General features: G+C 46.2%; 5 protein-coding genes and 1 pseudogene. 1 reads left to right on the top strand and 5 read right to left on the bottom strand.

What is annotated here, in order from left to right; translation table 11 throughout:
* Nucleotides 1–170: pseudogene (locus B9G53_RS28560) on the top strand (IS256 family transposase); the annotation flags it as partial.
* Nucleotides 171–351: 181 nt separating this feature from the next.
* Here the strand turns inward: B9G53_RS28560 and B9G53_RS29095 are convergent.
* The 5 genes from B9G53_RS29095 to B9G53_RS15565 form a co-directional block, all read right to left on the bottom strand.
* The gene (locus B9G53_RS29095; RefSeq protein ID WP_176453234.1) at nucleotides 352–555 is read right to left on the bottom strand and encodes a winged helix-turn-helix domain-containing protein; all 204 of its coding nucleotides are present in this window, start codon (nucleotides 553–555) and stop codon (nucleotides 352–354) included.
* 45 nt (nucleotides 556–600) lie between these two features.
* Nucleotides 601–852, bottom strand: coding sequence for a helix-turn-helix domain-containing protein (locus tag B9G53_RS15550; RefSeq protein WP_094533880.1), 252 nt, complete (start codon nucleotides 850–852; stop codon nucleotides 601–603).
* Between the two features lie 319 nt (nucleotides 853–1,171).
* The gene (locus tag B9G53_RS15555) at nucleotides 1,172–1,987 is read right to left on the bottom strand and encodes a Uma2 family endonuclease (protein ID WP_094533882.1); all 816 of its coding nucleotides are present in this window, start codon (nucleotides 1,985–1,987) and stop codon (nucleotides 1,172–1,174) included.
* Between the two features lie 42 nt (nucleotides 1,988–2,029).
* Nucleotides 2,030–4,204 carry a caspase family protein gene (locus B9G53_RS15560; protein ID WP_094533884.1) on the bottom strand — a complete coding sequence of 725 codons (2,175 nt, stop codon included), beginning with the start codon at nucleotides 4,202–4,204 and terminating at the stop codon, nucleotides 2,030–2,032.
* Nucleotides 4,205–4,430: 226 nt separating this feature from the next.
* The coding region (locus B9G53_RS15565) for a tetratricopeptide repeat protein (protein ID WP_094533886.1) at nucleotides 4,431–7,351 on the bottom strand (2,921 nt) is incomplete at its 5' end.

Raw genomic sequence — 7,351 nt, forward strand, 5'->3', positions numbered from 1 at the left:
GCGGAAGGTGATTAAATCTCAACAGATTTTCCCCTCTGATGAAGCTGCTTTCAAGCTGGTCTATTTGGCAATGCGGAATATCTCGAAGAAGTGGACGAGGCTCCATTCGTGATTGGAAACCTGCTCTTAATCGCTTTGCTATCCTCTTCGAGGATCGTCTCCATCTCTAGCTTCTAGACTTTACACATTTTTCTTGACAGTCTCACTGGCCTTTTGCCTTGGGGTTGACCCCACGTGCCGTAATTTTACGACCACTGATAGTTTTCAAACCAATCCTTGTTTCGTCTTGACAAAAGAAACGTACTTTTCCCGTTAACCCCACAACGGTCACAACATACCATGCAATCATTGCTAGGTTCTCAGAGAGTTTTTTTTAAAGTTCTCGCATTGCTCTTGGTTGTGACTGACGCTATAAGGACGTGCTACTTTCGGTTTTGCTTTCATGCGGGAATGTACCAAATCATGCACATTTTTATATGAGATTTCGATTCCCAGGTTTTCTTGTAACCATTGTCGTATCTCTCCGTAGCTATTAAACCCTTGTTCATGTTGCAATTGCTTGTGTAATGCTTTTTGTGCCCAATCTGGGATTTTTGACTTTCAGCCTACTCTCGGTTTGTGCCTTAATATGCCGCTAATTCCTCCCTTTCTGTATTCTTTCAACCACTCTTGCACTGTTACTCGATTTCTGCCGACTAGCTGGGCAGCGTTTTGTACTGTCCCTGCTTGCTTACTTTTCAGCAAATACAATACTTGCACTCTTTTTTTATCTGATGCTGTTTTTTGTTTCCCTAGCATCTCTTTTAGCTCTTCTTCACTTTCGCTGATCTCTAGCTTATATACTCCTGCCATTTTCACTCCTCTTTTGCTTCTCTTCTTTTATAACATCTGTAGTCTCTTCTTTGTGCTTTGTATTAAACATCAACTCACTTACAAAATTTTGCAATTAAAAATATAGTTCTCGTAAAAGAAAAGCATTCCCACCGATATTTATCCATTTAACCAAAATCATTAAATGGGAGTGCTTTGCCCAAACCTCTCGGTATAGCGATCGCCTGTTAATTGCGAAGAAGGCTATGCATTTGCAGATCGATATTGTGGTGGTGAGTTTAGGCATAGTAGAGCAAATGCAAAGCCACTACAATCATATGTCCTGTATAAATTTCGTACCCTATTCTTCGTCAGAAATGCCAAGCGATCGCAAAATGGATGCTTGCAGTTGCAACTTTGCCTGTAAAAGCTCCAACTGCCCTTGCGCCTCATCCGCTCGTTGACGTTCAACATCGACTTGAAGCTTTGCCTCATCTGCACGTTGACGTTCAGCCTCAGCCTGAAGCCTCTCTGTATTTGCCCGTTGTCTCTCGATATCGGCTTGCTCCTCAGTGGTCAGATAGCGATCGCCTCGCTCATCAAACCAACTCAAAACTTCACGCCTGAGGCGATCGCTGGGCAATACACAGCGCCCAATTCCTAAGCCGATTTCTGGCATCCAGAAAGGCTCACCTAACTGTAACTGATAATATCCTTCGATTAATTTGTACACTTCCAAAGGTAAATGTCCATCTCTCTTCCAGAACCTAGGATTGTAAATCACATAGTAACTTACGCCTAAATTGCGATAAAGCGCCAACTTCTCATCATATTCCTCACCATAGGTTTGAGACACTACTTCTAGCGTCAATATGGGAACAACCTCCTGCTCTTCCCAAACTACATAGCTCTTGCGCGATCCGCCACCCTTGCGACGTTCTACCCCTAAGCTCAAGAAACCATCTGGCACGACGGGAACTCTGGTATTTAAACCTGTGGTGTAGTAGATGCTCATGTCCACACCAAAGTACCAATCATCGCGATTTTTCCAAATATATTCCAACAGAAAAAGCAGAACATTCGGCACAAAATTCTGGTCTTCATTATCCACAGGGGTATCATCCGAACCGAGTAATTCATCGCTGGTGGGCAGATGTTTGAGATCTATTTGTAGCATCAGCTAATCTCCACTCCATATTGTTTTTAAGATAACACAAGCCTATAAACCCACATCAATCCTCACTGATAAAGCTGCCAACGTATCCATATCTACCGTACTGACATTGTTGTTCTTTACAACAATCCCTGTGCGAGTTGCACCAGTCAAATCGCCCAGCAAACCATCAATCGTTTCCTCTGGATCAGCCACACTTCTCGGTTCGCCGCTTCTAGCTTGGATTTTTTTCAAACCCTTGAGTGCATCCCGCAAAGGCTTGACACTTGCCAATACCAAAACATCAAATGTTCCCGTTGGTCCCTGCACCTCAAAATCAAAGCGATCGCGTCCCTTTTTGGGAACTTGCAAAGTATCCCCTGCTTTTAGCAAAGAAGCATCTTCCGCCGCACTAAAATCTAAGGGATAGAGCAAAGTCATATCACCACCAGAACCGATCGCCAAAACACCCACATAGAGATCCTGCTTCTCGCTGTTGACGATACTGACTTGGAGATTTGTCCCCGGTTTCACCTTTTGCGAAAGTTGCGCTACTTTTGTTTCTACAGCAATACCACTTCGACTCGTTCCCGATCTACCAACACTTGCCGCCGCCCGTCCGACGGGATGAATATTCACTTGTACATTCAACTTCGATGATCGCGGATTGAGGAGAGACTGCAACACCTTACTCGCTAACAACAGCTTAAACTTCGACTGCAAACGCTTGACGGCATCTTCAGGAGATTCTCCCGCATTGCCGAAGGACTCATCAATCGCCCGTTCCTTTGAGGCAGTGAATAAGCCAATACTGGACAATTCAGGAACCCTAGTAAGCGATCGCTGCAATTTTGGGCGATCGCTATCGGCAACTTTACCGAGAATAAAATCAACTTCACCAGTTCCCAATTCCACAGGTTTGAGGCGACTAATTCCTTGCAGAGCTTTCTGGACATTAGCAACATTTCCCAAGGAAGGATCGATACCGATGTTTAAGCTCAAATCCTTAGGAATACCGCGTACTTCTTCTTGCAAGAGCGCCCCTTCCTTCAGAGCATTCGCATCTCCATCTATCAGCGTTCCCTTTGCTTTCAATCCATCCCGTTTATCCACGCGCAAGGTTGCCAAGGATTTGCCGTCTTTTTTATCGACAATTGCAAAAATACTATCTTTACCAAGGGCATTTTCGGCATCAATGCCACCGAGCCAAAGCTCAGCTTGTTGTTCTTCCACTTTAGTGACGACTGCCTCTGCGGTGGGTAATGGTGAGGGTAAGTAGTAAAACAGCGCTTTGTTGTCATCGTCTCCTGCTTTACAGGTCTTTTTGCATTCCACTTCTGGATCTTGGTCATGGTCGCGAGTAGTTCGCAGAGCAATATTGGCGATCGCACTGGTAAGATAGGTGTTGCCTGTTTGCTGCCAGAGATATTTGGTCATGTAGTAAGTGAATGCACCTGCACTGAAGCCATTAAAACTAGCATCGGTAGCGAATTGGGCTGCACTTGATGCGGCGATGACTGAGCCTTTAGCGACGGCTTGACGGCGGCGTTGAAACTCTTCGGGGGATATTCTCAACTTGGCTAACCATTGTTTTTGATATTCCAGTTCGATGGGGCTAGGAATGTCATTACTACCTGTGATCGCTCTAATCCTTGAGTTGCCGCGCTTGCCGCCGCCTGAGTGACAGCTATCAAGGACAGCCGTAAAGTTATCGGTTTGGATCGCGGACATCAACAGGAATAGGGTGCGTCCCATAATGTCGGATACTTCGGTTTTGTTGCCCACTTTTTTAGCGGTGCGATCGATGGGAACGAAGGTGCTATTTAATCCATCGGTGGTATCAGAATCTTGCACCCGTGAGCCATGTCCTGAATAATGGAAGACGACCACATCCCCTGCTTTGGCTTGTTTGATCAGATGGTCTTCAAAGGCTTGCAGGATACCTTGGCGAGTGGGTTTGATTGCAGCATTGTCGCTGACAATGAGAATGTCTTTGGGATTGAAACCGAAGCGATTGACAAGGAGATGGTATTGCAGTTCGGTGTCGGTGATGCAGCCATAGAGTGGCGCATTGGGATAGGCATTGGCTCCGACAAGGAGGGCAAGTTTGCGGGGTGTGTTTTGGGCAAGGACTTTGCCATAGTGATCGCCCATGTTCAGTAGGTCTAGTTGGCTCAGTCCCATCGCGGCGATCGCGGAGCCGCTAAATTGCAAAAATTGACGACGCTTGATGTTTGTCATAACCAATGCTCCTTAAACTCTTTGATATGGCTTTACCTACTGATAGCTTTTAGCTTATCTGAGGATATGCATTTTGAGTAAATTTTAAGATTTCTTTGTGATCGTGTTGTCTGATGTTGAAGGTTCTCTAGCCCCTCTCCCATCAAGGGAGAGGGGCTAGAGAAAATAATATGGGTTTTGCTCCCCTTCTCCTGCGGGAGAAGGGGCTGGGGGATGAGGGCTTACCCTAAAATCCATTACCGATCAGGATAAAAGGTGCCCAGTAGTAGGGATGATTGAGTTGGCTTTCTACTTCTGGTCTGATGCCTTGCCAAGTGATTCGCAGACCAGCGCGTTTTTCGTCAGTGCTTTTGCTATTGCTGCGGATTAGGCCAATTTGGGCTTGCTGTAGCGCATCGGCTGAGGAACTGGTAAGTTTCATCTTTTCATAGAACTTGCCCATGAGGGCTTGCGTACCACCGTCGCTGATTTCCCAGAGGGTAGCAATTGATGCTCTTGCTTGTGCCTGTTGTAACTGATAGCCAAAGCCGATGATTTCAATGCCGCTACTTAATTTGCCTCCTAAAGCAGTCTGACAGGCGCTAAACACCGCTAGTCCGACGTTGGGTAATTTCCAATCCTTGACCTGTCGCAGGGTCACATATTCGTTGTTGTTCAGCAATACAAAGGAGTCTTCGGGAGAACCTCCGACGAGGTGGGCATGGGTGGCGAAGTGGATGATGTTGTATTGGTTGAGTTTGTCGGATTCGAGGGCTTTGCGATTGAAGTCTTTGTCAACTAGTTTGGTGGTATTGGGAAAGTTAGCAACCAGATTCTCGACTTCGGGTAGGGCGGCGGGAAGGGAACTAAAATTAAGGGAGGTATCGCCAATTTTCACGATGCCGCCGCGATCGGTGAAAGCTCCTGCGAGGATGCGCGGGGTTTGTTGGGTTTGCGGGTCGATGTTGGTGAGGCTGAGGGCGGTGATGTAGTTGATGCGATAGCGTTCGATCAGCCATTGTTTGCCATCGTAGAGGGCGGCAAGGGGAACATGACGCATTACGCCGTCTGGGGCATAGATGATCGTTTGGATGTTAGCTTGTTTGAGATCATTGGCGATCGGTTCGATCATCCAGTTATAGAGTTTTTTGGCTGGGTAGAGAACTTCTAGGGATTCTGGCTTTTGAATGGTATTGCGGAATTCTTCGGCTACTTGGATCAGTTCGGTTTGTTTGACGGGTACGGAGCGGCTAATCGGTGGGGCGTTGGGGACAAAGAGAACGAGTTCGAGGCGATCTTCGAGGATGAGGGGATAGAGTAGTGCGGAGTTGGAGCCTAGTTTTTGGAGTCTGGTTTGTAGGTCTTTATAGGCGGCGAGTTTGATGTTTTGGGCTGGGGCAGTTTGGCGGAGTTGTTGCAAGATTTGCGGGGTGTTGGCTGTGGTTAGGTCGATGTTCTGTTTGTTAAAGCTCTGCCAATATTCTTTTTCTTCGTTGAGTAGTTCAATCCCTTGGGCAGTTTTTTCGTTGCCTTTGACATCTTTGAAGAAGTCTTGGAGTTCTTGGACTTTGAGGAGGTCGAGGACTTGTAATGCTTCCATGATTCGTCCTTGTTTGAGCAGGAGATCGGCAAGACGGCGGTAGGTCTTCTCGACGGTATTTAAATAAGATTTCTGAATGTCTTTGTCAAGTTTTTTGATGTCTTTGCGGATTTCTTCGGTTACATTGACTGCTTGTTTATAAAAGAGAATTGCAAGTTCAGGTTGATTAGCTTTGTTAAAAGTAGTACCCAAATTATTAAAAGAATTTCCCTCACCACTACGGTCTTTGATTTCCCGAGTGATCGCTAAGAATTGCAGATGAAATTTGATTGCTTTGCCATATTTGCCGAGGGACTCATAAGCGGCACCCAGATTTCCCAGCGCCTTTCCCTCACCGCTACGATCTTTGATTTCCCGCGCGATCTCTAAGCTTTGCAGATAGTAATCGATCGCTTTGTCGTATTTTCTGAGGGAACGGTAAGCGAGTCCCAGATTTCCTAGTGACTGTCCCTCACCGCTACGATCTTTGATTTCCCGTAAGACTGCTAAAGCTTGCAGATGGAACTCAATTGCTTTGTCATATTTGCCGAGGGCATCGTAAGCGAGTCCCAGATTTCCTAGTGACTGTCCCTCACCGAGACGGTCTTTGATTTCCCGCGCGATTGCTATTCTTTGCAGATGGAACTCAATTGCCTTGTCATATTTGCCGAGGGAAGAGTAAGCATTTCCCAGATTGCCCATCGCCTTCCCCTCACCCCGACGGTCTTTAATTTCCCGCATGATTGCTAAGCTTTGCAGTTGGGACTCAATTGCCTTGTCATATTTGCTGAGGGAAGAGTAAGCAATTCCCAGATTGCTCAGCGCCGTTCCCTCACCTCGACGGTCTTTAATTTCCCGCGCGATTGCTAAGCTTTGCAGTTGGAAATTGATCGCTTTATCATATTTACCGAGGGAATAGTGAGCGTTTCCCAGATTTCCCAGTGACTGTCCCTCACCTCGACGGTCTTTAATTTCCCGTGTGATCGCTAATCTTTGCAATTGGAACTCAATCGCCTTGTCATATTTGCCGAGGGCATCGTAAGTGAGTCCCAGATTTCCCAATAGGCTCCCCTCACCCTGACGGTCTTTGATTTCCCGTAAGATTGCTAAAGCTTGCAGATGGAACTCAATTGCTTTGTCATATTTGCCGTAGGCATCGTAAGCGATTCCTAGACTGCTCAGTGATGCTCCCTCACCGAGACGGTCTTTAATTTCCCGCGAGATCACTAATCTTTGTAGATGGAACTCAATTGCTTTGTCATATTTGCTAAGGGAATAGTAAGCGTTTCCCAGATTTCCCAGCGAATTTCCTTCACCGAGACGGTCTTTGATTTCCCGCTTAATCGCCAAACTTTGCGATTGGAACTCAATCGCTTTGTCATATTTACCGAGGGAATAATAAGCGAGTCCTAGATTGCCCATCGCCTTCCCCTCACCGAGACGGTCTTTGATTTCCCGCGAGATCGCTAATCTTTGCAATTGGAAGTCGATCGCTTTGTCATATTTACCGAAGGAATAGTAAGCGAGTCCCAGATTTCCAATTGCATTCCCCTCACCAAAACGATCTTTGATTTCCTGATATATAGTCA

Origin of the sequence: Pseudanabaena sp. SR411, from assembly GCF_002251945.1 — a bacterium.
Lineage (GTDB): Bacteria > Cyanobacteriota > Cyanobacteriia > Pseudanabaenales > Pseudanabaenaceae > Pseudanabaena.